The sequence below is a fragment of the Mangrovihabitans endophyticus genome (assembly GCF_014646155.1).
GTDB lineage: Bacteria > Actinomycetota > Actinomycetes > Mycobacteriales > Micromonosporaceae > Actinoplanes > Actinoplanes endophyticus.
On record NZ_BMMX01000187.1, the window covers coordinates 1 to 547 of the forward strand.

Consider the following 547-nt stretch of genomic DNA (forward strand, 5'->3'; position numbering starts at 1 on the left):
GCAAAGAAGAGCATTTCAAGCCACTATATGATAGCGTTAAAAAGGATTTAGGCTCATTGGATTTTATCGTTCATAGCGTGGCCTTTGCCCCTAAAGAGGCTTTAGAGGGGAGCTTGTTGGAAACTTCTAAAAGCGCGTTTAACACCGCTATGGAAATTTCTGTTTATTCTTTAATAGAGCTGACAAACACCCTAAAACCTTTATTGAATAACGGAGCGTCTGTTTTGACTTTAAGCTATTTGGGTAGCACCAAATACATGGCGCATTACAATGTGATGGGGTTGGCTAAAGCGGCCCTAGAGAGTGCGGTGCGTTATTTAGCGGTGGATTTAGGCAAGCATAACATAAGAGTGAATGCCCTATCGGCCGGGCCTATTAGGACGCTCGCTTCTAGCGGGATCGCTGATTTTAGAATGATTTTAAAATGGAATGAAATCAACGCCCCTTTAAGAAAAAATGTGGGTTTAGAAGAAGTGGGCAATGCCGGGATGTATTTGCTCTCTAACTTGTCTAGTGGGGTGAGTGGGGAAGTGCATTTTGTGGATGC

1 protein-coding gene is annotated in these 547 nt (G+C 43.3%); it reads left to right on the plus strand.

All coding sequences use genetic code 11. The annotated features are described in order from the left end of the window. Positions 1–547 (plus strand): SDR family oxidoreductase (locus IEY73_RS34855; protein WP_189083262.1); only part of this gene is annotated, 547 nt, incomplete at both ends.